Consider the following 21,883-nt stretch of genomic DNA (forward strand, 5'->3'; position numbering starts at 1 on the left):
AGAACCTCACGTCGGGCATGACCCAGGCGAACAAGTTCGACGATCAGCCCAAGTTCAATTCGGGCTATTCGGTCGGCACGTTCACCAACGCCGACGGTGGCGTGACGTACGGCTTCGCGGACGGGACCAACGCGTTCGATACCCGCCAGGGCATCTCGAACCTCGCATTCACGCCGACGCGGACCGCCGGGTTCGACAGCAGCATGAGCCGGGCGCTCTCGGACGGGCAGACGCACACCCAGTCGCTCCGCAGCGCGGCATCGCAATCCTGGAACGCTACGGCGACGACGGCGACGGATCTGTTGACGGCCGCTGAGCATCGGCGTGGTAGTTCGACCGAGACGGGGTCGGGGTTCAATAACAGCATCACCAGAATGACGGAGGCATCTCGGAGCCTTTCCACCGGACTGAGCAATCGCTTTGGTCTTAGTGAGTCCGATGCACAGCAAGTCGCCCGTGCTTCGCAGACCACAGGCGACGCGAACGCCGGCATAGAAGTTCTTAAGAAGTTGTGGGGCGTCACCGGAAGGGCTGGCCTCAGCGGTAAAATCGCATCGATCGCGACCGAAAATACGAACAGGACGCTGTCGGCCGATAACGCCTACGGGGAATTACAAGACTACATTACAAAGGAAACTAACTCGACGCAGGCCCGGGCAGCACGCGACGAATTCATGCGTGAATCTAGCACGAGCGGAGATAGCGAGGTTCGGTCGCTGTCGCAGAAGCTGGGCGTCAGCGTCGGGGAATCGCGGTCGGCGTCGTTGGAAGCAACTCGAGCCGAAGAGACGTTCCAGCGGGTCAGCAACGATGTCAGGGAGGCCTCGGCGCGGGGCTGGTCGCTCAATCGGAACGAGAGCCAGGAGTTTGTCGTGTATGCCCAGGAGCGGCTTCTCGGCGACGACACGCTGTCGCAGTTCGGGTGGACGCCAGGCATGGTCATGCCGCGCACGCCGCAACAGGAACAGGTGCGCGATATCCTGCTTGGCGAATTCATGGAGCGCCGCGTCGCATCGGTCCGCGACGAACTGGGTGTAAGCGTGCCTGAGCGTCTGTCGGGGCAGTTGCATGGCCCCGCATCGGCGACCCCGGGTGCGGTAAACCAATGGGGCAACCAGCGCGCAGCCGGTGTCAGGGCACAAGGACCGGACGTGTCGATCCGCGAAAGTTCGCGCGATCTCGACTTGGCCGGCAATGTCGCAGACGCGATCCCGAATGCGTCAGCGCGCATCACCCGTGGTGCATTCGAGGTCGGCAACGGTGTCGACGAGGCGAGAGGGACGGCGGGTCAGCTAGGTGACCATGTCCAAGAGCGCAATGATGCGTGGATCACGACGACACTTCCCGGTGTTGAGGGCGCGCGCAACTGGGTCCGTGACAATCTCGGGATCGGAGCTGGCACCAGCCATGTTTACGAAGTCCCGCGCGGTGAACGTGCGATGCTGCCGATTTCGGGGCGGCTGAGTTCGGGAATGGGTGGTCGGATCGACCCGGTCACTGGCGAGCCCGGACGGCATCACCGAGGGGTGGATATTGCCGCGCCAGCAGGGACGGAGATCCGCGCACCTGCATCGGGCCAGGTCATCCGAAACGACTTCCAGGCCAACGGGGCCGGCAATTATGTGGTCCTGCAGCACGGCGACGGGTCGCAGAGCAAATACTTCCACATGCAGGATCGGTCTGGCTTCCAGGTCGGCAGCACGGTCGAAGCTGGGGCGGTGATCGGGCGTGTTGGCAGCACCGGGAAATCGACCGGTTCGCACCTTCATTATGAATTATGGAAGGATGGCGCTCCGGTCGATCCGAGGCGGTTCCAGCTTAGGAATGGCCGGGAGTGAAGATGAAGGCGAAAGCCATTACTATTGCAATAAACACAAAGAAAAGCTTTGCATGTGAGTTGTCGCTCACTTCGGGTGGCTCAAATTCATCGTGTCTAGTGGCTTCAGCCAATGCCTCCCGGCCTACATGCGTCATTTGATCGTACATGTTGCTAGGATTGATATATCCGTTTGAAGACGAGCCACCGATTGGGAACCGATCCCAGTCCATCTGGCCAGGTTCGTGGTTCAACATGGCCGCTCCTTCCTCAATCCGTGGCTGACCGTGCTGGTCAGAATTAGGCTTGCAAAGCCTAGCATATCGGATTGAGTTTGGCGAGGATTTTCACCCGTACTGACGGAGTGGGCACGGTGGAGCAGGACGGCGAAAACCCGCGCACGATCGAACGCTACGAGGCGCTGCTGCGCGAGCATCTGCTGTTCTACGATGCGCTGCGTCTGCGCGAGCGCCGGCCGAGGAGCGCGGCGCAGCGCCAGTTCCAGGACGTGGCGTGGGGGAAGGCCGCGCCGGTCACCGATCACGAGTGCGCCTATGTCTGGCACCTGAAGGCGCGCGGGATCGCGCCGTTCAACACGCCGGCGCCGGCACCGCATATCGACGACGTGATGGCCGGATTCGACGTCGGCGCGCGGCCGGTGAGTGGCGACGTCGGCACGAAATGGGATAATGCCTGGCGCGAGTATCGTGGTGGCCGGGAGTTCTTCTAACCTGGGCACGATGAAGGAGCCGATCGATCTGCAACCGATATCGCCTGAGCGCCAAACAGGCCGCGGTGATGCGGGCGGTCGGATTCGAGCCGCCTTATCCCGAGGACGAGACCTACCCGGTGCCGCGCGAGATCTTCCCGACGGGCAAGAAGACAGCGCGCTACGGACTGGTCGTCAGGCGGGCAGGGGAGGGTAACCGTCCGCTCGAACCGGTCGCGATGGAATGGGGCTTCCCGACCAAGGTAGCGAGCAAGCGCGACCCGGCGGTCAAGCTGGACAAGTTCGTCACCAATGCGCGGAATCTCGCATCGTCGATGTGGAAGCCGTCGATCGCGAATCCCGATCGGCGCTGCCTGGTCCCGTTCACGCACTTCGCCGAGCCGCATCCCGACGGCGGGACGGGCGACGATGGCAAACCCCGCCAGATGTGGTTTTCGCTGCCCGACCAGCCCATCGCCTTCTTCGCCGGTCTGTGGCGGCCGACCGAGCGCGGCGATGCCTATGCCTTCTGCACCACCTCTCCCAACGCCACCGTCGATCCCTGGCATCCCAAGGCAATGCCGGCGATCCTTCACCCTCGCGATTTCACGGCATGGCTCGACGGCAGCTATGAAGACGCCCTGAAGCTCGTCCGCCCCTATGAGGGCGAGATGAGCGCGCAGGAGGCAACTCCCGATGGCGGCGCGACGTGAACCGGGCTAAGGCCGGTCCAATCATTCACCACCGGGACGTGTTCATGACGACGACATCCGATCTGGCCGAACAGCTCTCCAATACCCATGGCCTCGCAAAGGCGGACGCCAGGAAGGTCATCGATGCGATCCTTGCGAACATCACCGCGGCTGTCGCGACCGGCGAGGAAGTCAGCCTCAACGGGTTCGGCAAGTTCAAGCTGAAGGACACCCCAGAGCGCCAGGGGCGCAACCCGTCGACGGGCGAGGCGATCACGATCGCGGCGTCACGCAAGCTGACGTTCGCGCCGGCGAAGGCGGTCCGCGATCGGATGAACGGCAAGTGATAAACGGGCCAGGGTTTTAGAACGCTGGCCTAAACTGAGGGGACTTCATGGCCGATACCGCAGCCGACTACCGCGCGAGGGCAGCGGCCGACCTTGCCGAGGCCCAGCAGCTCGTTCTGCCCCATGCTAGGGACCGTATGCTGCATTCGGCCGATCGCTGGTCGAAGATGGCTGATGCGGCCGATCGCCGTGTCCGGTAACGAAAGCACGACGGTCGCGCTCGACGTGGCTAACTGGTCAGCGGTCCAGGCAATGGTCGAGCGTCTCGACGACAGGGCTGTGATAGCGATCTACGAGCTGGCCGAAGGCGCTGGTCCGGTCGCGGACCTCGCGGCCGCACAGATGGAAAAACGCAACCTCGACTATTGAGCCAAGTTAAGAGTTCGGCCGCTGGTTAAGCCGCTGTTGCCAAGCCGGCACAAGCCACGTTCCTGTTGTTCCTGTCAGTTAGAGAAGACACGTTCTTCGCCAAGTAGACATGACACCGTCTGGTAGCAGCGGGGGCAGCGTGGAGCCATCCAAACAGCGCAGCGCTGCCCCCGCTGATGCGATGAACTTGCGGCTCCTGCCCCCGGACCCGCTGCGCCAGCAGCGGGCTCGGTCACGCCAGTTTTCGAGCGCTCGAGCTTTCCCGAAACTCCGTCTCCGACGCCGCATTTCGGGAAAAGGCAATCGGGAACATATTTCGGGAAAATCAGCCCCGGACCCGCAAGGCGTAGCCGGTTTGCGACCCAGGATCTCGATCGCCGTTCGTTTGAGGGAAAGGAGATGACCACCAAGCGGGGGCGTGGTAGCCCTCAGCTATGCCAGCACCGAAGCGCGACGCGCTTCGCACTCTATGCGTGGGAACCGCTGAGCCTCCGCCAAAGCAGGCGCGGGACCGGCCTATCTTGGTTGAGCGGCTTCCAACTGGCGCAGCAGCCGGTGAGCATCGAACGGCTTGGGGAGGAAGGTGGTCTGAGGCGGTAGCTCGCTGTCCGGGATATGGAGATTGCCCGACACCACGAACAACACCGTCGGCGGAAACCGCTCGCGGACGTAGTGGGCGAGCTTCACGCCATCCATCGAGCCCGGCATCTGCACGTCGGTCAGGACGGCGCGGACCTCCTTGTGGTGGTCGAGGATGCGGATCGCGTCGTCGGCGTTCTCGGCCTCGAACACCCGCCACCCGGCGGCCTCGAAGAAGTCCACCAGATCGAAGCGGATCAGGGCTTCGTCCTCCACGATCAGGATCGTCTTGGTGCCGATCGGCGTACTCTGGCCCACGCTTACTTCCCGGTCACGATTGCGGCGTCTCCGAGCCGCGCTTCCAACTGAAAAACCAAACCTTCCGGCCGGTAGTCGGTTGCGGCCTGCCCCCGGAAATATGATCGAAGCGACCGCTCGATGAGGGTGGACCCGAAACCCTTCCGTTTCGGTAACGATACTTCTGGCCCTCCCCGCTCCTCCCAGCGCAACGCGAAGCGGGCGTCGGCATCATCGCCTTCGACGGTCCAGGTCAACGCGACCGTCCCGTTGTCGTTGGACAGCGCGCCATATTTGCTCGCGTTCGTCGCCAGTTCGTGAAGCGCGAGCGCGAAGGCCATCGTCACCTCCGGTTTGAGCGTCACCGAGGGTCCGTTGATCAGGATGCGCCGGCCGATCAGGCCATGGGGCGCGAGCGCGCGCTTCGTCAGTTCGCAAAGATCGGCTGACCGCCATGACTTGCCCGTCAGCACGTCCGTTGCCGCGCCGAGCGCCGCGAGGCGGGCGGACAGGTCATGGCTGGCCGTCTCGGTATCCGGCGCGTTGCGGAGCGTCTGCTGGGCGACGGACTGGATGACGGCCAGGACGTTCTTGAGGCGATGTGCCAGCTCGCCGTTCATGAGCTGCATGTCGTTCTCGACGCGCTTCCGCTCCCGGAAGTCTCGCGTCACCGTGCCGTAGCCAATCAGCGCGCCGTCCGCGTCGGTGATGGGGAACACCGAGTAGAGCGCGGGGATCGGCTCGCCCGTGCCGAAATGGCGGAAGTCGATCTCGCCCGCCCAATGACCATCGCGCGCGACGGCCGGCAGCACCTCGTTCGCGACCTTCGCAGCCTCCTCCGGCATCAGGAAGTCCGCGATGGACAGCGAGCCGGCATCCGCCCCCCCCTCCAGGCCCACCATCCGCCGGGCGGCGTCGTTGATGTAGAAGACGGTCCCGTCCGTCCGCACCATCCCCACGAAGTCGTTGCTGTTCTCCACCAAGCGCACGAAACGGTCGCGCTCCTCCTCGCTGGCGCGAAGGTCGCTGATATCGCGCGAGACGGACAGGATGCGTGCGGGCCGACCGTCCGCGCCGGGGATCGGGCTGACCGCGACATGCCACCATTTGACCGTGCCCCGCATGGTCGCGGCTTGACCGATGAAGCTGCGGCTTTGCCCGGCCTTGGCGGCGGCAATGGCCGCTCGCGCTTCGTCATTGCCCTTGTCCCGCCAGAAGTCGGGCCAGGGGCACCCGGCGATGGCGTTGAAGTCGCTCACCTCCATCACCTTCTGCCCGCCTTCCGACATGAAGGTGAGACGGGCATCGAGATCGAGAATCTTGATGCAGTCGGTGGAGCTGGAAAGCACGCCCGAGAGGAAGGCTTCGCGTTCGGCGAACCGAGCCAACGCATCATCCTTCTCCACGGTGAGCCGGCGCGCGCGCGCGAACGCGGCGCGCAGTTCGGCTGCGAAGACGGCGATCCCGGCCGCTACCAGCACGAACAGGATGCTGCCGATCCATTGGGCGTCCGTCAGCCACAGGGGCTCGCGCGCGTTCCCGATCGATAGGCCGGCGACGACCCCGGCAAGGACGCCGGCATAGACCCCCGATCCCCTACCCAGCACGAGGCCGATCGCCAGCACGACCGGGATGAACAGCAGCCAGGGGACGATCGAGCTGATGACAAGCGCACGGAATAGTCCGACGACGACGATCAGGACCGTCGCGGCGGCGTAGCGGGCTGGGGTGGAGATCGGATGGCGGAACGACCACGACAGCAGGCGATCGACAAAGGGCAAGGTCTTGGTGTTCGGCATGTCCAAAGCTCAAATAGGGACATGAGCGCCCCCGCCCGCCCCCACACGCTGATAGCATGGTGCGAGCTGAGGGCGAGAGGTCCCGCAAGCCGGTAGGGTGTGGGGCTGCTTTTCCCGATCAACGATCGTTTTCGAGACGCTGGCGGGCACGCCATCCGGTCATCCCGTCTGCCGGCGGACATATTCGCCCAAGCCGCGGGCAACGAGCTCATCATCGGAAAGGCGAGGGCCTCGCTTCAGGCGCTGATTGCCCAGTTTGCGGCGATCCAACTTTGGCCCAGGGGGGACGGGCGAGGGGGCCTTGAACATCCCGCCGGGCTGAGCGGTACGGGCGGGCTCGTTGTTGTTGCGCTTCGCGTGGTGCGGCTGCACCTGCTGGATGGCGTGGGCGAGCGCCAAGGCAGCGTCGAGATGCTTGTTGTCGACCACCGGCGCCTGGTTCACCCGGCGCATCTTGTCGAAGACCCGATAGGGGAGCACCTCGCGCTCATGCTGGATCTCGAGCCGGCCATCAGGATACTCGCACACATCCACCTTCTTGCGGGCGAGACCCTGTGTGACCGGGGTCGGCTCCAGGATGAACATCGCCTTATTGTAGTGGAGGGTGAGGGCACCGGTGACGGTGCGCTGCTCGCGCCAGACCATCTCGGCTTCGAGGTTCTCGTGGATGGCCAGCGGTCGGTGTAGATCGCGCGGGTCGAAGGGCGCCTTGGCGAACCGTTGGTTGTGCTGCGCCATGTAGGAGGGGAGGAAGGCGTTGGCTTGGTCGATGGTGTCGATGCGGTGAAGCCGCATCGCCTTGACGAGTCGATCCTGCAACGTGGCATTGGCGCGCTCCACGCGGCCCTTCGCCTGCGGCGAGTTCGCGCAGATCAGGTCGATATTCAGCCGTTCCAGCGCGCGTCCAAGATGGGTCATGCCGTCGCCGTTCGCCGAGGCCGTGTTGTTGCGGAACGCGCTGTGCTTGTCCGTATAGAAGGCGACCGGCTTACCGTGCCGTTCGAGGTACGTCCGCGTCGCGCGCATGTAGGAGAAGGTGCTTTCGCTCTCGACCATCTCGAGGTGCATCAGTTCGCTCGTGGCGTCGTCGATGAATACCAGGAGCGTGCATTGCGGGCCGCGGTCCTCGAACCACCAATGCTTCGAGCCGTCGACCTGGACCAGCTCGCCGCGACACTCGCGCCGATAGCGGGGTTGGTACGGGCGAGGGCGCCTGGCGGCGCGGTCTTTCCAAAGGCCGGCTTCCATCATGATCTGCCGCAGCGTCTCGCACGACAGGCCGAGGCCGTGGCGTTCGGCGAGATATTCGCGCGCGAGCGTCGGCCCGAAGTCGGCATAGTTTTCTCGCACCAGCGCGACCACCTCGGCGCGAAAGGCATCGCTGTAGCGCCGATTGCTTGGCCGCCCGCGCTTGCGCGACACGAGGCCCGCAGCGCCTTCCTGTCGAAGGCGATCGAGCAGCCGGTAGATTTGCCGCCGCTGGAGGCCCAGCAGCTCCATCGCGTCCGGGATCCGGATTTCGCCACGGTCCAGCCGCATCAGCGTGTCGAACCGGCTCACCTCGGCAGCACTCATTGTCAGCACCGTCATCGCTTGCACATCCTCGCTGCCGAGGATGGCCATGACACCGGCGACCCGCTGGCACTCGTTGTGCCTTTTCTATCTAGCGGAGGAGTGTCATTTCTACTTAGCACCTACACCTGTTTTGTTCGATAATAGTTCTTATGTTAAATCAATGGCTTAGCAGATTTCCGGCATCGTTCTTGCAGAGACTGACGTGGCTTTTTCGCAGCTAAGGCTTGCCAGTCAGTCGCGAGTTAGCCGCGCCGTCGTTCTCGCGCGCGAGCGTGTCGCGGATCTTCGTAAAGATCCTGCAGCGCGCGCAGCCGAAACGCATTCCACCAGCGTTGCCAGCGATGCTCCTCGGCATCGTGGAGCATGTGACATCGCTGGCATAGCGCGGCGAGATTGCGCGGCGCGCTATTGCCAGGATCATGATCCAGATGCGCGCAGGCCAGCACGACATAGGTGATCCGCACGACGTCGAGCGCGAAGAGGTCGCCGACCTTCACCCGTCGCCCCTCTCCCGATCGCCAGCATCGCGCTTCGCTATCCCACCAGCGCCCATCGCCCAGATGCGCGACGTGCCGAAGATGCGGTCGCCGGCAGCGTTCGCAGCGCCCTCCTGCCCGCACGAACCGGATCTGGTCCGACAGCAGCGGCCAGTCGATCGGGTACAGCCAGCGGTTTTCGGGGCGGATCGGCATCCATGACTCTATGAGTCATGCGAAATGAGAACAAAAGGAAAATCTCGTTCCCTTCATGTTCTTATCCAGCATATCATGCGCGCATGTCCGCGTGTGTGATTCCCCTGTCCCAACCGATGCCGATCGCCGATCTGCCGCCAGCGTTTCGCCTGAGGGTGGTGAGCGCGGCCGGCGCTGGCTTCCCCTCGCCTGCCCAGGACTGGGAGGAAACCGCGATCGATCTCGTGGCGCTGCTGCGCCTCGACCGCGCCGCCAGCTTCGTGTTCCGGGTCAGCGGACAGTCCATGATCGACGCTGGAATCTATGATGACGACGTGGTGGTGGTCGATCGCGACGCCACGCCGGTTAGCGGCCGCATCGTCATCGCCGTGGTCGACGGGGGCTTCGTGATCCGCCAGTTGGTCTGGCGCGACGGCAAGCCGGTCCTCGAGGCCCGCAACGCGCGGATGCGCTACGACGCGGTGATCGCGGATGAGAGTGTCGAAGTGTGGGGCGTCGTCCGCGCCTCCGTGCGCAACCTGCAGGGCTGACCGCCATGTGGGCGATCGCTGACGTCTCCAACTTCTATTGCTCGTCGGAGAGGGTATTCGACCCGTCGCTGCGCGATAAACCGCTCATCGTGCTGAGTAACGGGGACGGCTGCGCCATCGCGCGCTCCGAGGAGGCCAAGGCGCTGCACATCAAGATGGGTGCGCCGATGTTCAAGATTCGTGATATCGTCCGCGAGCATGGCATCCAATACCGCAGCAGTTCCTACGAATTGTATGCCGACATGAATCGTCGCTTCAATCAGGTCCTCGCCGAGCACAGTTGCACGGTCGAGGTGTACTCGATCGACGAATCGTTCTTTCGCCTGCCGGTGCTCCCGAACGGCCTGGGCGACGTGGCGGCCGCGCACCGCGTGATCGCGGCCGTCAAGCGTGCGACGGGCCTGCCGATCCGCATCGGGCTTGGCCCGACCCGGACGCTGAGCAAGGTTGCCAACGCCCTCGCCAAGGCGTCGGAGAAGGTCTGGAAGGGCGTGGTCGACCTGCACGACATCGAGCTGCGGCGGCGCCTGTTCGCGCAATGGCCGGTCGAGGAGGTCTGGGGCATCGCGCGAGCGATGACCGAGCGGCTGCGACCGCTCGGCGTCAGGACGACGGCCGATCTTGCCGCCCTCCCCCCGGAGGTCGCGCGCGACGTGGGGACGGTGGTGCTGGAGCGGCTCGTGCGCGAGCTGAACGGCGTCGAATGCACCGATTTCGAGCCGGAGCCGCCCCCGTCCAAGGCGACCGCGGTGACCCGCTGCTTCGGTGAGCCGGTGCGCGAGGTCGCGGCGCTGCGCGAGGCGATGGTGCGCCGCGCGGTCCGCGCGGCCGAGAAGATCCGCGCGCAGGATCTCGCTGCCACCCGCCTGATCGCCTTTGCCCACGGAAGCCGGTTCAAGCCCAACGCGCCGTCCGCCTCGCGCATAGCGCGGCTGTCGCCGGCGACCAATGATCCGCGCGTGATCGGCGGTATGGCGGGCCGCATGGCGGATGTCATGTACGAAACTGGCGGCGTCTACACCAAGTGCGGCGTCATGCTCGAGGGGCTGGAGCCGATGACCGCGCACCAGGCCGACCTGTTCGCGGTGCCCGATCCGCGATCCCCTGCCCTGCTCGCCGCGATCGACGGGCTCAACGGGCGGTTCGGCCGCAACACGATGCGGCTTGCCTCCGAGGGCTTTGGCCAGAAGAGCTACGACACCAAGCGTGCTTTCAAGAGCCCGTCCTGGACCACGCGGATCGATCAGGTGCCGATCGCGCGGTGAGATCAATAGCGATAGCCTGCCTGCCGGCAGGCCGCTGCCAGCTTCATCACTCGCCCATCCTTCGCGCCGTACTGGCGCAACCGTGCGGAATAGCTGTCGCAATAGCTTTTCGCGCGAGCGGACAGTGGCACCCCGTTCGGACCTCGCGCGGTCGCCGCCCCGCCCCGTTCGGCATAGCCACGAGCAGTCGCTGACTGAACCTGGGTGCGCGCTTGCGCGCCCAGATCGACTGCGCCGGGCATGTCCTGCGCGCCGGCAGGGGTCGCGATCGCGAATATCCCGACCGTGAACACAGCAACCAGGCTACGCATTCGATGTTCTCCCTCGAATTTCCGTCAGGCCATCAACGATTTGGCGGCAGCATCGTGCCGGTCGCGGGAGCGATTATGGATACAGGCGGTTGTAGAGGTGATGAACACGTCGACCGTACCTTTCGCGCTCGCGGTCGATGACGTCCCGATCATCCTGATGGACATGACGCTGATCCTGGAGGACGCCGGCTTTCGCTGTCATGAGGCGATGGACGGCGATACCGCGATCGTGCTGCTGGAGGAGCAGGCCGACAACACCATCCTGCTGTTCTCCGATGTCGAGATGCCGGGATCGATCAACGGCTTTGCGCTGGCGCGTCATGTCGCACAGCACTGGCCCTGGATCGAGATCGTGATCGCCAGCGGCAATATCTGTAGGCGCTTGCAATCATAACGGCGCCTGCTCGCAAACAGCCAGATTTTCTGCTCACGCTATCTGCCACTGGCGCGTGGCAACCTGCTCAAATTATCTGCCAGTGTGCTCGCCATTATCCGGCGCTGCTTGCAAACGAGGCGTCATGCTCACGCTTTCTACCAGTGGGTTCTCCAAACCCGTCGCCGGCAGACGCTTTTGCGAAGCACGTTTTCAGAACAGTTCTGACAAGCGGCGGGCAGCAGAAATGCGGTGCGGTCATGGCCCGCCGGCAAGGTCGTCAGAAAGGAAGGCTTTTGCGAACAGCGGGTGGCGCATAGAGCGGGCACAGATATACGTTTACGACTGAACCAGTCGAAGCGCGCTGGCCGCGACCGTCCCGAATGGGATCAATGGTCGGGATAGGATTCTCTTCATGCCCCAGCCGGTATAAAGGAACCGCCCCGATCGTAGCGGCTGCGTCGTTATCCCGCCTACCCAACCCGTGGGCTCGACCTTCGGCCCAGCCGGGCCCGCCTCAACGTGGCCCGTCGACTGCGATGACCGCGGCGTCGTCTAGCTGGAACCGGCCAAAGTCGTCGTCGCCCCATAACGAACGCTCCAGCCGGCCGACAAGCCGGATCGGCTTCCCGGTCGGCATTGACCCATAAGGCAGCGAGTATTCATGGTTTTGCGTCGAGGGAGCCGATCATAGGCAGGAATACGGCACAACCCGTTTCCTTGCAGGAAAGATCAAGCACCAGGTTCTTCCCCGATCCGTCGTTCCGCCCAGCAAACGTCCACAGAAGGCTGCGGCGCTCGGGATAGTTCGGGTCGGCGACACGGTAGGAAGCTACGCCTGCGGGGCGGCCGTCGAGCGTGAGCTGATCCGCTTTGTAGTTGGTCCCGGAGCTCGCGATCGGCAGCGCCGATCCTCGGCCTGTCACTGTGAACATGCCTTCGTAGCCCGGCCCGCGCAGCAGGAACACCGGATCGTCTACCGGGTCCTTTCCCGCCTTCAGAGTCGCATCTGATGGAATGGCGACCGTGCAGCACGAAGGGATCCCGACCGACTTCCAGCCGGCCGGGACCTCGGGTTGCGGTGCGTTCGGCGAGCAGGACACTAGCAGCAATCCCGCTACCGACCACACCGCGACCCTCATATCACCGCACTCCGTAGGCGTTGCGAAGCGCTGTCGTCTCCGTCGAGCACGGGGTGCGACGCACCACGCCCGCCGGCTGACTATAGTGCATGACGCACGCCGTGTTGTTGGCTTCACCGAAGCCCAAAGCATGGCCGAGCTCATGCGTCATGGTCGACTCATAATCAAACGAGCCGGAAGGAGGGCTCGACCGAGTAGACGGGCAATGGAACCGCCCACCCGACTCATCGCCATAATACCAGAGGTAATCGGCCTTCACGATCACGTCTGCCTGGGTGATGGTCGATCCGCTGGTCCACAGGTTGGTCGACGCGAGGGCGGTCGAGTTGGTGGGATAGCCGTCCTCCACGGTCACGATCTGAGCCGTGGTCTCGGTCCCTCGCGTGGTGGTCAGGTTATTCGCCGCGTCCCACTGATAGTAGAAGCGCGACCCTTGAGCGTTCCAGTTGCTGACCGCTCGCCCGAGGGCAGGGTCGCAGCCCGCCGGCATGGCGATGTGCAGGTACACCGACTTGGTAGGGACATGTTCGCGGGCTTCCGGCCCAAGCCTGCCGCCACGCCGGAGAAGGCACCTACCCCGGATCGTGCTGGCGCGGCGAGCGGCGGCAAGCCGGATCAGGCCAGGGCGATCGAACGCTATGCGCGGGCGTCGGCCGACATAGGCCGGATGCGCGCGCAGGAGCTGCCGGTGCTGCCGCATCAGGAGAGCGCGTTGCGCCGCGCCGGCGAGGCGCTGGACCAGGTGCGGCCCGATGCTGCGCGCGACCTCGCTTCCGCGTTCCGTCGCGATCCTGGGCTGATCGGGCAGGCGGCGGAGGGCAAGACCGGCGGCGCGGTGCGCGCGATGGCCGAGGAGCGCCGGGTGCGGCTCGACTCCGACGCGCGCGCCGACCGGTTTGTGGAGAGTTGGCGGGGACTGGCGCGCGAGCGGGCAGGCGGCGACCAGGTCCGGGCCGAGAAGGCTACCACGCGCATGGGCGCGATGGCCGAGGGCCTGCGCCGGGACCCTGAGCTGGCGAAGGCGCTGGAGCGCCGCGCGCCCGAGCTGGAGCTGAAACTGGAGCGCGGCCGGAGCATCGAGAAATCGCTGGAGCAGTCGATCGGGATCGGCCGCGAGCGCGACAGGGGCATGAGCCTATAAGGGGATGACGTGTGACGGATGAAGAAGGGCCGAATGAAGCCGCACAGGCGTTCGAAGAGCTGCGCGCCGAGGTGACGCTGATGCGCCGTGCCGTCGAGCGGCTGACGGCCGAGCGCATGGAGGTGCCGGAACCGCCCGACTATTCCGAGACGTTAGGCGTGATCGCCAACAACATCACCGCCACCGCGCAGCGCGTCGATATGCTGGTCAAAAGCCCGATGCTGGCGATGACGCCCGAGCTATTGGCGGGACGGATCACCGCGGCGGCAAGCACGGCGCGCCAGGAAGACCGGCAGACGATCGCTACGGCGCGCACCGGCCTGGAGGACGTGACGCGCCAGCTTCACAGCTATGTCGTGTCGGCGCGGCGTGGCGATGAGCAGAACCGCTGGCTGATGTGGAGCGCGATCGGCGGGATTGTGGTCGGCATGATCCTGTGGGCGGTGTTCGCCGGCATTGTCGCGCGCGCCGTGCCCGCGAGCTGGCAATGGCCGGAGAAGATGGCGGCACGCTCGCTCGACCTGCCGATGTGGGAAGGCGGCCAGCGCCTCATGCGGGCAAGCGCGCCCGACGCTTTCGCCAACATCGCCGCGGGTGATCGAATTGTGACCGCCAATCGTGAGGTGCTGGAGGCGTGTCAGAAGCGCGCCAACAAGACAGGAAAATCGGTGCAGTGCACCGGCACGGTCGAGCCAGTAGGCAAAGAGGCTCGTAAGTGAGGGTAATCGTCTTGCAATCCGTATTACAAGGCAATACCAGAACATACATGGTACGCCGGAGAGGCATATGGCAGACGATATCGTTGTAACAGTGCGGGTGCCGAAGAAGCTCGCGCAAAAGGCACGGCAAGTTGCTGATAGTCGTGACGAAACAGTGAGTCAGGTCATCCGGCGAGGCTTGCGTGGCTATGTGGGTCGCGCGCCAAAATCGATTAAGAATGAGGACGCAGCCTAATGTCAGAATCCAAGCGCAAGGCGTCCAAGAAGTCACCGGATTATAGTCCGGCAGCTATGGATCTGTTGAACGTCGCAGGGGGCGGCAATTTCAGAACAGTACTGGCGGATCCGCCGTGGCAGTTTCAAAACCGTACCGGGAAGGTGGCACCCGAGCACCGCCGCCTAAACCGCTACGGGACAATGACGCTGGACGAGATTTGCGAGCTACCGGTGCAGGAGTGCGTTGCGCCAACCGCCCACCTCTACCTGTGGGTGCCTAATGCGCTCTTGCCGGACGGCTTGCGTGTAATGCGGGAATGGGGCTTTGAGTATAAATCCAACATCGTATGGCGGAAGATCCGCAAGGATGGCGGATCTGATGGTCGGGGCGTGGGATTCTATTTCCGCAACGTTACAGAACTGATCCTATTTGGCGTCCGGGGCAAGAACGCCCGCACGCTTGATCCGGGTCGGACACAGGTGAACTATCTTGAGAGCCGCAAGCGGGAGCACAGCCGTAAGCCTGACGAGCAATATCCGCTGATTGAGGAATGCAGCCCCGGCCCGTTCTTGGAGATGTTCTCGCGTGGAACGCGGCCGGATTGGACCGTATGGGGCAACCAGGCGGACGAGGAATATACCCCTTCCTGGCCGACGTATGCCCATCACTCTAGGGCTGGGCTGGTGGCGGAAGCGGCTGAATAGGCTCAGCAAGGATCTCCTGCTCCTCCTCGCCCTCGGCGATGGCGCCCACGTCGAGATGCTCATCGAAAGTGACGATTGAGCTGGGTAGTCCAATGAGGAGGAGCGGGCATGGATTGCCGACGCCGCGGTGCACGCGATCTTCTAGCTTTCGCCAATGGGTCGTGGCGGCCCCATATTTATCCTTCACGAAACTAAGCGACCAAGCGTCTGCAAAGGTCGCGCCGCCTGCTCGCATACGCCGAGCAACATCGGCCTTCTGCCGGGGGGTGGGCGTCAGTCCCAAAGATCCAAGGTCATCACTCGACTCCAGACCCCGCTCGGTTGCAAACCGGCGGACGAGCTGCACCATGTCGTCCTGTAGGCTCGATCCCCGCGTGACAATCACGCCAACGCTGATCGCCCCCTCCGCGTGCAGCCGCTTAAAGTTCTCCAGGTCGCGGTCGAAGAATGGATCCTTGTTGTTCCACTCGATTTCGAGCGCGATGACGCGGCCATCGGCGAAGGTACGGACATGATCGACCTCATGGGAGATCGACTCCCTTTGGACGCCGTTGATGCGCTTTTCGATCGTGAAATTGACCTTGTGCCAGCCCAGCTCGGCCAAGGCGCGCCGGAGACGCTGAGTGCCCTTTGTCTCGCCTCCACCCGAGCCGATGATCTCCTCAATTGGGATGGATAGCGCGCCGAGCGCCGCTTCCAACTCCCCGATCGCGTCGGGAAAATCGACGCTCAGGATGGCCGTGGCATGGCTGTGAAACTCAATTTGGAAGCCGCGAGCGGCCAGATCTTCAAACATGCTCGTCCAAGAGTCGCTTCTGATGCGCCCAGGTGCCATAGATTGCCGGGCTAGGGCGAGGCCCCTATGCTCACCGAGGCGATTGCGCACGAGAGGATTGGCCACCTATCCGACTTTGCCGGCAAGCGGGTAGAGCGGTGGTGGGTGGATGCCCTGTTTCTCGCACTAGATCGTCTCATTGAGGATAGGGAGCTGGACGGAGAGCGCGTCAGCCCTGAGCGCTACGGCTCCCTATTGGGGCGATCGAGCTTCGCCCAAATTGCGGGTGCCCGCAGCTTGGAGAAGGATCTTGCGACCAAGCACCTAGTCGCCCTCTACACCGCTTGTGGCGGTAGAGAGCGCTTTTCCGATCAGCACGTCCGTGAGCGGACGGAACTGACCATACCCGATGTTCAATGGTTTGCCGCTAACGACAATCGACCCCAGGGAGCTGTGCATCCCTCAAATCCACGGTTCACTACCCGCTCTGCTGAGGCCTTGGCGGGCGATTTTACATTGGAGGATCTGGGCTTCATCTTCGTTCCTTCGTCACTACGACGAAGCCCAGATCCTCCTTAAATCACAACCTCAAATCTGTGCCATTGGTGCTGACGGCGGACACGCGACCTTGGTGAGCTTCGAATCCGTGCCCGCGGACTTGAACGCGAACGCGGCCCCGGCTGCCGCGGTGCTGGCGACGGCCGCTCCAACGAGCACCTTCTGCTTCGTGTCCATCAGACTGTCCCTCTCTCAAGGGGCCGCGCGACCGACGTGTTCCTGCTCGTCCTCTCCTCATCACCAGCGGATGCAATCTTGAACGCCAAGATTTGTGCGCGGTGGATCTGGGGAGGCTCGGCGAACAGCGAAGCAGCGCTTCCGGATAGCGCCGTGCCGATTTCGCCCGACAGATGCGTCTCGCGCCCTGCCTCGTCGGCGAAGGTATCGAGGATGGCGAACCGAGTCTTTCCGAGACGCAGAGCGTACCACGACAGGGTGCCAGGCTCCCGCTCCACGGCCGATCGGGCTCCTTGGAGGAAGCGGGCAACCTCTTCCTCCGCACCGTCCCGTGCTTCAAGCGGAACATGCAGGGCCAAGCGCGGCAGGGCGTCCGCCGCCGGCACCTTGAGGGCGAGGATGTCGGCCGGCTCGATCTCCGGCAATCCGTTGAGGATGGTGAAGGTCTTCACGACCAGCGCCCGGCCGACCGTGCCGAACAGATGCTTCAGCCGGCCGGCATTGCCGGGGAAGGTATCGAAGATGGCGAAGTCGGCGGGGCCAAAGCGCAGCGCGTACCAGTGCCGCGTGTCCTGCTCATGCTCGACCGGCTCCAGCGCACCCCGGAGGAATTCAGCGGCATCTTCCTGGTGGGTCGGCCCGGCTTCAATGCCTACGAACAGTGCCTTGTGCATCTTTTCTCTCCTTGTTCCGATGGTAGCGCCTCGAGCTCCACGGAAGGCGTCCTGGGCCTAAATCATGGGAAGTTCGCGCGGCCGGGCGCCGACAGCCCGTTCGGCCAGGGCGACTTCCCCGGCCCGCGCACCCCTGGCGGGCGCGTGCTGGAGGAGATCGCGGCCAGCCACGGCGCGACCGCACGCCAAGTGGCGCTTCGCTTCCTGGTGCGTCGGCCATCGCTGTTCGCTATGGTCAACGAGTCCTGACCCTAGGTCTGCCGACATACTTGGTCGCAAGCTGATCGACACCGCCGCTACACGTGCTCCAAAGCGGCGGTGTCGATCGGCATCGATAAGCGTCCTGTTCCCGGTTATTCCGCCAATCAACCGTGCGGGCGCATAACAACCTTGATCACACCTTCTTCCTTGTCGCGGAATTTAGCGTACATTTCTGGCGCGTCTTCAAGACTGGCCGGGTGGGTGATCACGAAGCTGGGGTCGATCGCGCCCGCGACGATTTTTTCCAGCAACGGTCTAGTATAGCGCTGCACGTGGGTTTGGCCGAGCTTGATCGTTAGTCCTTTGTTCATCGCTGCACCGATCGGAAGCTTGTCACCCATCCCGACGTAGACGCCGGGCACGGAGACCGTGCCGCCCTTGCGGCAGCTCATGATCGCCTGCCGCAGGACGTGGACGCGATCAGTGGCGAGCATCATGCTTGCCTTCACCTTGTCCATGACCGCGTCCGCCGCCCCGTGCGCGGCCGCCTCGCAGCCGACAGCATCGATGCAGCTGTCGGGGCCCCGGCCCTTGGTTCGCGCCTGCAGCTCGTCGTAGACATCGGTTTCGGCGAAGTTAATCGTCTCAGCGCCACCGGCCTCCGCCATGGCGAGTCGCTCGGGCACCTCGTCGATCGCGATCACGCGGCCGGCGCCCATCATCAGCGCGGAGCGGATGGCGAACTGGCCGACCGGACCGCAGCCCCAGATCGCGACGGTGTCGCCATGCTCGATCTGCGCATTCTCGGCGGCCATGTAGCCGGTCGGGAAGATATCCGATAGGAAGAGGGCCTGCTCGTCGGTAACGTTGTCGGGAATCTTGATCGGACCGACATCCGCCATCGGCACGCGGAGATACTCCGCCTGACCGCCGCAGTAGCCGCCCAGCATGTGGCTGAAGCCGAACAGCCCGGCGGGCGAATGGCCCATCGCCTTGGCGGCCATCTCGGCGTTCGGATTGGTCCGATCGCAGGCCGCAAACAGACCCTTCTTGCAGAACCAGCAATCGCCGCAGCTGATCGTGAACGGCACCACCACCCGGTCCCCGATCTTGAGGTTGGTGACCTCGGACCCGAGCGCCACGACCTCGCCCATGTTCTCGTGGCCGAGGATGTCGCCGGCCTCCATGGTGGGCTGGTAGCCATCCAGCAGGTGAAGGTCCGACCCGCAGATCGCGCAGGCGGTTACTTTGATGATCGCATCGCGCGGGTGCTTGATCTCGGGATCCGCAACGGTGTCGACGCGGACATCGCCTTTACCGTGCCAGCATAGTGCGCGCATGTCGTTTCCTCATCTGAGTGCATGTCCCTGTCGTCAGGGCCATGTCTATGACGCTCAACGCCTTGAGCCGCGGCATGGGTCCCTGTCCATTTGATTCGTTTACATCAACGAGCGGCCGTAAAACGGCCGTACGGCCAGCGGGTTGAACGCAGACGGCATGCCCGGCTTGAAAGCCAGCAAGATAATGAAGTGGGTCGCCCAGGCCGTGCAGCCGGCCGACACGATGGTGATAGGTTCTCACAGGCTGCGCGTCTTCCGCCCTGAGCGTATGGCATGGTCGGCCAGGGCAAAGGACGCATAGATTCCGCAGAGGCAAACCAGGCCGGCGAGCAGCACCAACCACAGATCGTGGTCGTGCCGGACGCAGTCGAAAACCTGTACGACCTGGGAGTACATCATGCTCGGCTAACGGCAAGGCGTTAAGACATCTCCAACCGGCTCATATCGGCTTTCCCTGGCTGTGATCCAGGACCAAGGAAGCCGCAGTCGGGTTCTGCGCAGCCATGAACACTTACGTTGCCGAGCCCGCGCCTGTCGTCCGAACCGGCGACCATGCTCGACTGACATAACTTGATTTCGGTCCTCCGGGTCGGTTCCCAGTCGCTACAAAGATTTATGCCTCGCATCGCCGTGGCGCTGGTGGCATTAAGGGCATGATCGGAGGATTACGTCCATGGCACGCAAGAGCATCAAAAGCGACGCGGTGAAACTCAAGGGCGAGACGGCCAAGAAGGCACCGCCGCTGCCGGCGGGTGCCGACCAGCCGACGAACTATGCCGAGCAGCAGGGCCATGGCGGCGAAACCCGCCAGACGACCTCGGACGCGGCACTTACCATGACCACGCAGCAGGGCATCCCGATCGCGGACGCCCAGAACAGTCTCAAGGCGGGTCTGCGGGGCCCCACGCTGCTCGAGGACTTCATCCTCCGCGAAAAGATCTTCCATTTCGATCACGAGCGCATCCCGGAGCGCGTCGTCCACGCACGCGGCTATGGCGCGCACGGCGTGTTCGAGCTGACCGACAGTCTGGCCGACTACACCCGCGCCGACGTGCTGAGCACGGTCGGGCAGCAGACGGAGGTGTTCGTCCGCTTCTCAACGGTAGCGGGCAACAAGGGCTCGCGCGATCTGGCGCGCGACGTGCGCGGCTTCGCCGTCAAGATGTACACGAAGCAGGGCAACTGGGACATCGTCGGCAACAACATCCCGGTGTTCTTCATCCAGGATGCCATCAAGTTCCCCGATCTGGTCCATGCGGCTAAGCAGGAGCCCGACCGGGCGTTCCCCCAGGCGCAAACCGCACACGACAATTTCTGGGATTTCGCCAGCCTCACCCCGGAAGCCTGGCACATGATCATGTGGATCATGTCCGATCGCACGATCCCCCGCTCCTTCCGCACGATGGAGGGCTTCGGCGTCCACAGCTTCCGCCTGGTGAACGCGGAAGGCAGGTCGACCTTCGTCAAGTTCCACTGGAAGCCGCGCCAGGGGCTCCAGTCGGTGCTGTGGAACGAAGCGGTCAAGATCAGCGGCGCCGATCCCGACTATCATCGCCGCGATCTCTGGGAGGCGATCGAGAGCGGTGACTTCCCGCAATGGGATCTCGGCGTCCAGCTGTTCGATCAGGAAACCGCCGACAAGCTTCCCTTCGACCATCTCGACTCGACCAAGCTCATCCCCGAGGAGGACGTGCCGGTCCGCATCGTCGGTACGCTCACGCTTAATCGCAACGTCGACAACTTCTTCGCCGAAACCGAGCAGGTCGCCTACTGCACGCAGAACATCGTGCCGGGCATCGACTTCAGTGACGACCCGCTGCTGCACGGCCGCAACTTCTCCTATCTCGATACCCAGCTGAAGCGGCTCGGCAGCCCGAACTTCACCCACCTGCCGATCAATGCCCCGCGCTGTCCGGTGATGAACTTCCAGCAGGACGGCCACATGGCGATGCGCAATCCGAAGGGGCGCGTGAACTATGAGCCGAACAGCTGGGGCGCGGAAGGCGGTCCGCGCGAGAACGCGGAGATCGGCTTCACCAGCTTCCCCGCCGAGGTTCAGGGGACTAAGCAGCGGGTTCGGTCCGAAACCTTTGCCGATCATTACAGCCAGGCGCGGCAGTTCTATCTCAGCCAGCAGCCGATCGAGCAGAAGCACATCGGCGACGCGCTGGTGTTCGAGCTGTCGAAGGTAGATCGTGTCGACATCCGGGCCCGGGCGGTCAGCCACCTGCGCAACATCGACGAGGATCTCGCCGCTACCGTTGCGGACGGGCTCGGCCTTGACCTGCCGGACGCCGCCAAGGCGGCCAAGCCGACGCTAGACCTGCCGACATCGTCGGCGCTCTCGATCGTCGCCAACGGCCCGGCGAATTTCGCCGGGCGAAAGATGGGCCTGCTGCTGACCGATGGGTCGAGCGCCGAGCTGTTCAATGCGCTGACGAAGGCGCTGGAAGCCGAAGGCGCGGTCTGGGAGGTGGTCGCGCCGAAGATCGGCGGGGTCACGCTCGACGACGGCACCAAGGTCGCGGCCAAGCAGAAGATCGACGGCGGACCTTCGGTCCTGTTCGATGCCGTCGCGGTGCTCCCGTCCGAGGAGGGGGTTGCGATGCTCGCCAAGGATGCGGCCTCCAAGGACTTCGTGGCGGACGCGTTCGGCCACTGCAAGTTCATCGGCTACACCGATGCAGCCGCCACGTTGTTCGACGCTTCTCGGGTGCCGGAGCTTGACGATGGCTTCGTAGCCCTAAGCAAGAGCAAGGACGTCAAGGCGTTCGTCACGACCTGTCGTGACCTCAGGTTCTGGGCTCGGGAGATGAAGGTCGATCTCGACGCGGCGGCCTGACGACCCTGGCGGGAGCGGCAGGTGGACGTCCTGCCGCTC

At 63.9% G+C, this 21,883-nt stretch carries 26 protein-coding genes; 14 read left to right on the forward strand and 12 right to left on the reverse strand.

Annotated elements, in window-relative coordinates; translation table 11 throughout:
* Positions 1 to 1,838 (forward strand): peptidoglycan DD-metalloendopeptidase family protein (locus EDF69_RS16180; RefSeq protein ID WP_204991456.1); only part of this gene is annotated, 1,838 nt, incomplete at its 5' end.
* Here the strand turns inward: EDF69_RS16180 and EDF69_RS16185 are convergent.
* The gene (locus tag EDF69_RS16185; protein ID WP_029623254.1) at positions 1,819 to 2,073 is read right to left on the reverse strand and encodes a hypothetical protein; all 255 of its coding nucleotides are present in this window, start codon (positions 2,071 to 2,073) and stop codon (positions 1,819 to 1,821) included. The genes EDF69_RS16180 and EDF69_RS16185 overlap by 20 nt on opposite strands.
* Before the next feature lie 107 nt (positions 2,074 to 2,180).
* Between EDF69_RS16185 and EDF69_RS16190 the strand changes: the two genes are divergently transcribed.
* Genes EDF69_RS16190 through EDF69_RS16210 form a run of 5 tightly spaced genes read left to right on the forward strand, consistent with a single transcriptional unit; the run spans position 2,181 to position 3,933 of the window.
* The gene (locus tag EDF69_RS16190) at positions 2,181 to 2,546 is read left to right on the forward strand and encodes a hypothetical protein (protein ID WP_241231411.1); all 366 of its coding nucleotides are present in this window, start codon (positions 2,181 to 2,183) and stop codon (positions 2,544 to 2,546) included.
* Positions 2,547 to 2,572: 26 nt separating this feature from the next.
* On the forward strand, positions 2,573 to 3,238 hold the full coding sequence (locus EDF69_RS16195) for an SOS response-associated peptidase (RefSeq protein WP_269747821.1): 666 nt from the start codon (positions 2,573 to 2,575) through the stop codon (positions 3,236 to 3,238).
* Positions 3,239 to 3,282: 44 nt separating this feature from the next.
* Positions 3,283 to 3,564, forward strand: a complete 282-nt coding sequence (locus tag EDF69_RS16200; RefSeq protein WP_010409234.1) for an HU family DNA-binding protein — start codon at positions 3,283 to 3,285, stop codon at positions 3,562 to 3,564.
* Between the two features lie 47 nt (positions 3,565 to 3,611).
* On the forward strand, positions 3,612 to 3,764 hold the full coding sequence (locus tag EDF69_RS16205) for a hypothetical protein (RefSeq protein ID WP_007406311.1): 153 nt from the start codon (positions 3,612 to 3,614) through the stop codon (positions 3,762 to 3,764).
* A complete protein-coding gene (locus EDF69_RS16210; RefSeq protein WP_010409232.1) occupies positions 3,739 to 3,933 on the forward strand; it encodes a hypothetical protein in 195 nt (64 codons plus the stop codon). The genes EDF69_RS16205 and EDF69_RS16210 overlap by 26 nt, the downstream gene beginning before the upstream one ends.
* A gap of 516 nt (positions 3,934 to 4,449) precedes the next feature.
* On the opposite strand, the gene EDF69_RS16215 is transcribed toward EDF69_RS16210, so the two are convergent.
* The 4 genes from EDF69_RS16215 to EDF69_RS16230 all read right to left on the reverse strand — a co-directional run bounded on the left by EDF69_RS16215 (position 4,450) and on the right by EDF69_RS16230 (position 8,875).
* A complete protein-coding gene (locus EDF69_RS16215) occupies positions 4,450 to 4,830 on the reverse strand; it encodes a response regulator (RefSeq protein WP_010409231.1) in 381 nt (126 codons plus the stop codon).
* 2 nt (positions 4,831 to 4,832) lie between these two features.
* Complete coding sequence (locus EDF69_RS16220; protein WP_010409230.1) at positions 4,833 to 6,608, reverse strand: sensor histidine kinase; 1,776 nt, start codon at positions 6,606 to 6,608, stop codon at positions 4,833 to 4,835.
* A gap of 159 nt (positions 6,609 to 6,767) precedes the next feature.
* The gene (locus EDF69_RS16225; RefSeq protein ID WP_132884332.1) at positions 6,768 to 8,198 is read right to left on the reverse strand and encodes an ISNCY family transposase; all 1,431 of its coding nucleotides are present in this window, start codon (positions 8,196 to 8,198) and stop codon (positions 6,768 to 6,770) included.
* A gap of 227 nt (positions 8,199 to 8,425) precedes the next feature.
* Positions 8,426 to 8,875 (reverse strand): hypothetical protein, encoded by a 450-nt coding sequence (locus EDF69_RS16230; RefSeq protein WP_007406364.1) that lies wholly within the window; start codon positions 8,873 to 8,875, stop codon positions 8,426 to 8,428.
* A 116-nt stretch (positions 8,876 to 8,991) separates the two neighbouring features.
* Here EDF69_RS16230 and EDF69_RS16235 point away from each other — a divergent pair, with 116 nt between their 5' ends.
* Both EDF69_RS16235 and EDF69_RS16240 read left to right on the forward strand, forming a co-directional pair.
* Entirely contained in the window at positions 8,992 to 9,405 is a 414-nt protein-coding gene (locus tag EDF69_RS16235; RefSeq protein WP_007406310.1) for a LexA family protein, read from the forward strand.
* 5 nt (positions 9,406 to 9,410) lie between these two features.
* Positions 9,411 to 10,670: a Y-family DNA polymerase gene (locus EDF69_RS16240; protein ID WP_007406368.1), complete on the forward strand. Its 1,260-nt coding sequence runs from the start codon at positions 9,411 to 9,413 to the stop codon at positions 10,668 to 10,670.
* Positions 10,671 to 10,672: 2 nt separating this feature from the next.
* On the opposite strand, the gene EDF69_RS16245 is transcribed toward EDF69_RS16240, so the two are convergent.
* Positions 10,673 to 10,981, reverse strand: coding sequence for a hypothetical protein (locus EDF69_RS16245; protein ID WP_010409222.1), 309 nt, complete (start codon positions 10,979 to 10,981; stop codon positions 10,673 to 10,675).
* A gap of 100 nt (positions 10,982 to 11,081) precedes the next feature.
* On the opposite strand from EDF69_RS16245, the gene EDF69_RS16250 reads away from it, so the two are divergent.
* Positions 11,082 to 11,375 carry a response regulator gene (locus EDF69_RS16250; protein ID WP_231738481.1) on the forward strand — a complete coding sequence of 98 codons (294 nt, stop codon included), beginning with the start codon at positions 11,082 to 11,084 and terminating at the stop codon, positions 11,373 to 11,375.
* A 641-nt stretch (positions 11,376 to 12,016) separates the two neighbouring features.
* On the opposite strand, the gene EDF69_RS19710 is transcribed toward EDF69_RS16250, so the two are convergent.
* Positions 12,017 to 12,496: a hypothetical protein gene (locus EDF69_RS19710; protein ID WP_231376736.1), complete on the reverse strand. Its 480-nt coding sequence runs from the start codon at positions 12,494 to 12,496 to the stop codon at positions 12,017 to 12,019.
* A gap of 1 nt (position 12,497) precedes the next feature.
* Positions 12,498 to 13,004 (reverse strand): hypothetical protein, encoded by a 507-nt coding sequence (locus EDF69_RS16260; RefSeq protein WP_066282988.1) that lies wholly within the window; start codon positions 13,002 to 13,004, stop codon positions 12,498 to 12,500.
* 15 nt (positions 13,005 to 13,019) lie between these two features.
* Between EDF69_RS16260 and EDF69_RS16265 the strand changes: the two genes are divergently transcribed.
* The 4 genes from EDF69_RS16265 (at position 13,020) to EDF69_RS16280 (ending at position 15,277) form a co-directional block, all read left to right on the forward strand.
* Complete coding sequence (locus EDF69_RS16265; protein ID WP_066282979.1) at positions 13,020 to 13,637, forward strand: hypothetical protein; 618 nt, start codon at positions 13,020 to 13,022, stop codon at positions 13,635 to 13,637.
* An 11-nt stretch (positions 13,638 to 13,648) separates the two neighbouring features.
* Entirely contained in the window at positions 13,649 to 14,356 is a 708-nt protein-coding gene (locus EDF69_RS16270) for a DUF6118 family protein (protein WP_183937292.1), read from the forward strand.
* Positions 14,357 to 14,423: 67 nt separating this feature from the next.
* The gene (locus EDF69_RS16275; protein ID WP_154651464.1) at positions 14,424 to 14,591 is read left to right on the forward strand and encodes a hypothetical protein; all 168 of its coding nucleotides are present in this window, start codon (positions 14,424 to 14,426) and stop codon (positions 14,589 to 14,591) included.
* Positions 14,591 to 15,277 carry an MT-A70 family methyltransferase gene (locus EDF69_RS16280; protein WP_029623207.1) on the forward strand — a complete coding sequence of 229 codons (687 nt, stop codon included), beginning with the start codon at positions 14,591 to 14,593 and terminating at the stop codon, positions 15,275 to 15,277. The genes EDF69_RS16275 and EDF69_RS16280 overlap by 1 nt, the downstream gene beginning before the upstream one ends.
* On the opposite strand, the gene EDF69_RS16285 is transcribed toward EDF69_RS16280, so the two are convergent.
* The 4 genes from EDF69_RS16285 to EDF69_RS16300 form a co-directional block, all read right to left on the reverse strand.
* Positions 15,243 to 16,073: a BglII/BstYI family type II restriction endonuclease gene (locus tag EDF69_RS16285; RefSeq protein WP_010408784.1), complete on the reverse strand. Its 831-nt coding sequence runs from the start codon at positions 16,071 to 16,073 to the stop codon at positions 15,243 to 15,245. The genes EDF69_RS16280 and EDF69_RS16285 overlap by 35 nt on opposite strands.
* Before the next feature lie 567 nt (positions 16,074 to 16,640).
* Positions 16,641 to 16,787, reverse strand: coding sequence for a hypothetical protein (locus EDF69_RS16290; protein ID WP_018250478.1), 147 nt, complete (start codon positions 16,785 to 16,787; stop codon positions 16,641 to 16,643).
* The gene (locus EDF69_RS16295; RefSeq protein WP_010408781.1) at positions 16,787 to 17,461 is read right to left on the reverse strand and encodes a putative quinol monooxygenase; all 675 of its coding nucleotides are present in this window, start codon (positions 17,459 to 17,461) and stop codon (positions 16,787 to 16,789) included. Before EDF69_RS16295 ends, EDF69_RS16290 begins: the two co-directional genes overlap by 1 nt.
* A gap of 365 nt (positions 17,462 to 17,826) precedes the next feature.
* Positions 17,827 to 19,002: a zinc-dependent alcohol dehydrogenase gene (locus EDF69_RS16300; protein WP_035366856.1), complete on the reverse strand. Its 1,176-nt coding sequence runs from the start codon at positions 19,000 to 19,002 to the stop codon at positions 17,827 to 17,829.
* Positions 19,003 to 19,675: 673 nt separating this feature from the next.
* Here EDF69_RS16300 and EDF69_RS16305 point away from each other — a divergent pair.
* Positions 19,676 to 21,844 (forward strand): catalase, encoded by a 2,169-nt coding sequence (locus EDF69_RS16305; RefSeq protein WP_018250473.1) that lies wholly within the window; start codon positions 19,676 to 19,678, stop codon positions 21,842 to 21,844.
* Positions 21,845 to 21,883: the final 39 nt, after the last annotated feature.

Origin of the sequence: Sphingomonas sp. JUb134 (assembly GCF_004341505.2) — a bacterium.
Classification (GTDB): domain Bacteria; phylum Pseudomonadota; class Alphaproteobacteria; order Sphingomonadales; family Sphingomonadaceae; genus Sphingomonas.

Excerpts from the sequence above, each read along its gene's own strand:
- EDF69_RS16185 (WP_029623254.1), bottom strand. The coding sequence starts at position 2,073 with ATGTTGAACCACGAACCTGGCCAGATGGACTGGGATCGGTTCCCAATC.
- EDF69_RS16200 (WP_010409234.1), top strand. The coding sequence starts at position 3,283 with ATGACGACGACATCCGATCTGGCCGAACAGCTCTCCAATACCCATGGC.
- EDF69_RS16205 (WP_007406311.1), top strand. The coding sequence starts at position 3,612 with ATGGCCGATACCGCAGCCGACTACCGCGCGAGGGCAGCGGCCGACCTT.
- EDF69_RS16210 (WP_010409232.1), top strand. The coding sequence starts at position 3,739 with ATGCGGCCGATCGCCGTGTCCGGTAACGAAAGCACGACGGTCGCGCTC.
- EDF69_RS16220 (WP_010409230.1), bottom strand. The coding sequence starts at position 6,608 with ATGCCGAACACCAAGACCTTGCCCTTTGTCGATCGCCTGCTGTCGTGG.
- EDF69_RS16225 (WP_132884332.1), bottom strand. The coding sequence starts at position 8,198 with ATGACGGTGCTGACAATGAGTGCTGCCGAGGTGAGCCGGTTCGACACG.
- EDF69_RS16230 (WP_007406364.1), bottom strand. The coding sequence starts at position 8,875 with ATGCCGATCCGCCCCGAAAACCGCTGGCTGTACCCGATCGACTGGCCG.
- EDF69_RS16235 (WP_007406310.1), top strand. The coding sequence starts at position 8,992 with ATGCCGATCGCCGATCTGCCGCCAGCGTTTCGCCTGAGGGTGGTGAGC.
- EDF69_RS16240 (WP_007406368.1), top strand. The coding sequence starts at position 9,411 with ATGTGGGCGATCGCTGACGTCTCCAACTTCTATTGCTCGTCGGAGAGG.
- EDF69_RS16245 (WP_010409222.1), bottom strand. The coding sequence starts at position 10,981 with ATGCGTAGCCTGGTTGCTGTGTTCACGGTCGGGATATTCGCGATCGCG.
- EDF69_RS16250 (WP_231738481.1), top strand. The coding sequence starts at position 11,082 with ATGAACACGTCGACCGTACCTTTCGCGCTCGCGGTCGATGACGTCCCG.
- EDF69_RS19710 (WP_231376736.1), bottom strand. The coding sequence starts at position 12,496 with ATGAGGGTCGCGGTGTGGTCGGTAGCGGGATTGCTGCTAGTGTCCTGC.
- EDF69_RS16265 (WP_066282979.1), top strand. The coding sequence starts at position 13,020 with ATGTTCGCGGGCTTCCGGCCCAAGCCTGCCGCCACGCCGGAGAAGGCA.
- EDF69_RS16275 (WP_154651464.1), top strand. The coding sequence starts at position 14,424 with ATGGCAGACGATATCGTTGTAACAGTGCGGGTGCCGAAGAAGCTCGCG.
- EDF69_RS16280 (WP_029623207.1), top strand. The coding sequence starts at position 14,591 with ATGTCAGAATCCAAGCGCAAGGCGTCCAAGAAGTCACCGGATTATAGT.
- EDF69_RS16285 (WP_010408784.1), bottom strand. The coding sequence starts at position 16,073 with ATGTTTGAAGATCTGGCCGCTCGCGGCTTCCAAATTGAGTTTCACAGC.
- EDF69_RS16290 (WP_018250478.1), bottom strand. The coding sequence starts at position 16,787 with ATGGACACGAAGCAGAAGGTGCTCGTTGGAGCGGCCGTCGCCAGCACC.
- EDF69_RS16295 (WP_010408781.1), bottom strand. The coding sequence starts at position 17,461 with ATGCACAAGGCACTGTTCGTAGGCATTGAAGCCGGGCCGACCCACCAG.
- EDF69_RS16300 (WP_035366856.1), bottom strand. The coding sequence starts at position 19,002 with ATGCGCGCACTATGCTGGCACGGTAAAGGCGATGTCCGCGTCGACACC.
- EDF69_RS16305 (WP_018250473.1), top strand. The coding sequence starts at position 19,676 with ATGGCACGCAAGAGCATCAAAAGCGACGCGGTGAAACTCAAGGGCGAG.